Annotated in this window: 2 protein-coding genes and 1 pseudogene; 1 reads left to right on the top strand and 2 read right to left on the bottom strand. The window is 43.2% G+C overall.

The window, feature by feature from the left end:
* Nucleotides 1-86: 86 nt before the first annotated feature.
* Nucleotides 87-494: a hypothetical protein gene (locus B7Y67_RS16125; RefSeq protein ID WP_293599502.1), complete on the bottom strand. Its 408-nt coding sequence runs from the start codon at nucleotides 492-494 to the stop codon at nucleotides 87-89.
* 46 nt (nucleotides 495-540) lie between these two features.
* Here B7Y67_RS16125 and B7Y67_RS16120 point away from each other — a divergent pair, with 46 nt between their 5' ends.
* On the top strand, nucleotides 541-1,152 hold the full coding sequence (locus B7Y67_RS16120) for an MOSC domain-containing protein (RefSeq protein ID WP_293599501.1): 612 nt from the start codon (nucleotides 541-543) through the stop codon (nucleotides 1,150-1,152).
* Between the two features lie 59 nt (nucleotides 1,153-1,211).
* Here B7Y67_RS16120 and B7Y67_RS16115 read toward each other — a convergent pair.
* A pseudogene (locus B7Y67_RS16115) lies at nucleotides 1,212-2,058 on the bottom strand (MFS transporter); the annotation flags it as partial.

Here is a 2,058-nt window from a genome sequence, read left to right as displayed (position 1 = left end):
GTAAAAATAGATCGATGAGGTATGAAAAGTCCAAAAGGGCTCCAGGGTTTTAATAGATGAGCTGATGTAAGGCCTGAGCTAGGATGCTACTTGATTTGAAAAGTGCTGATGGCATCATCTCGGTTGTAGCGAACAAAAACTTCAATCTTCTTAGCCAAAAAGAGTTTTTTAAGCACCTCATCCTTATTCTCAAAAGTAATTGCGGTTTGCTCAGGGTAGCGTGAGAAAGGATCGCTCATCACTTCAATAGCTTGATCGTCGATCTTGATTAAGCGGATTGTGCGCTTATGAAGGCGGTCGGGCCGAATAAAAATGAGGCGCTTAATATATTTATCGAGTACGAGCTTTTGCCCCTGCTCATTGGTTTTAAAGTAGTAAACAAGCTCATCTTTGCCGTTGACGGTGAGGTCACGCTCTTCCTCCCATTTTGCTAAGGCGGACTGGCTCAGACAAATACCCAGAATCACCCCTACTACGATCCTATACAGTTGCATTATTTGCTTTCTTCATGTGATCGTTCAATCTTATCAGCGAATCTCTATGCGACTACTATCAATCTCTCTTGGCAAATCAGGCCCCTTATTTGGACTAAATCATCCCGATTACTCAAGCGTAGCTTCTGCGATCAATAAAAAGCCAGTGAGCACGCTAAGCCAGGCAACCCCAGTAGAAGTCAAATCCTTAGGTGTTGTGGGCGACGAGCAAGCAGATTTATCAGTACATGGCGGTCTTGAAAAAGCGATATATGTTTATCCAATCGAACACTATGCATTTTGGAATGAACTTCTCAATAGGGAAACCAAGAAAATAGTTAATCTCCAGCCTGGGTCTATGGGTGAGAACTTCACGATCGAGGGACTTCTTGAGGATGCAGTATTTGTGGGGGATAAGATGACTATTGGTGAACTTGAATTTACAGTTGTCAAACTCAGAGAGCCATGTTTTAAGTTCAACGCAAAGATGAAATACAAAGGCGCGGCCAAGGCAATGCTGCAGTCCGGAAAAAGTGGCTGGTACTCGCGGGTTAATAAGCCAGGAATGCTTGCAGCCGGCGCCCAGATTGATCTCACACCAGGACAAAGAATCACTTCAATAGCAAGCCAAAACAAAGCCCTCTTTCAGCGCGGTAATCAAAAAGATCTTTGGAATTAATTTGACAACAAAAAACCCGACCATAAGCTGATCGGGTTTTTGACAGAGCAAAAGATTAACTAATCGTTCGCATAAATATCAACATCTTTTGTCTCACGAATAAATAAGGTGCCAATCACCAATGTAATGGCAGCAATGATGATCGGATACCAAAGACCATGGTAGATATTGCCGTTTTGAGCAACCAAGGCAAATGATATTGTTGGCAGCAAACCCCCAAACCAGCCATTACCAATATGGTAGGGCAAGGACATTGAGGTGTAGCGAATACGTGTTGGGAACATCTCGACCAATATTGCTGCAATAGGGCCATACACCATTGTCACCAAAATAACTAAATAGGCTAACAACAGGAGTACTGGAACGTAACTGATTTCTTCAGGATTAGCTTTCGCTGGATAGCCCGCATAATTTAGAGCGTTACGGATAGCATTTTTAAACTCTGCGTCTCTCGTCTGACTCTCTTCTAAAGTCATTCCTTTTGCTGAATACGCCTGAATTTCAGTTTCACCAATTTTGATGATGGCAGTACTTCCCACAGACCCAGGAATTGTTTTGTAGCTGGCAGAGTTTGATGCCATAACCTGCTTAGCAATGTCACATGAGCTCGTAAATTTAGCTGTGCCAGTCGGATTAAACTGGAAACTACACTCGCTCAGATCCGCAGTAATTGTTGCTGGCGCAGTAACCATTGCTTTTTCTAAGGCAGGATTTGCAAAGTGGGTTAATGCATTAAATACAGAAACTGGCGTGCCCGGAATGTAAGTCACAACAGCTAACAACAGGCCACCCATAATGATGACCTTGCGACCAATCATGTCTGACAAGGTTCCAAAAATAATAAAGAATGGCGTGCCAATGATTAAAGCGGCAGCGATTAAGAGGTTAGCTGTCGTGGGGTCTACT

This window comes from Polynucleobacter sp. 35-46-11, from assembly GCF_002281105.1.
This window is presented reverse-complemented; position numbering and strand designations above follow the sequence as displayed.

Excerpts from the sequence above, each read along its gene's own strand:
- B7Y67_RS16120 (WP_293599501.1), top strand. The coding sequence starts at position 541 with ATGCGACTACTATCAATCTCTCTTGGCAAATCAGGCCCCTTATTTGGA.
- B7Y67_RS16125 (WP_293599502.1), bottom strand. The coding sequence starts at position 494 with ATGCAACTGTATAGGATCGTAGTAGGGGTGATTCTGGGTATTTGTCTG.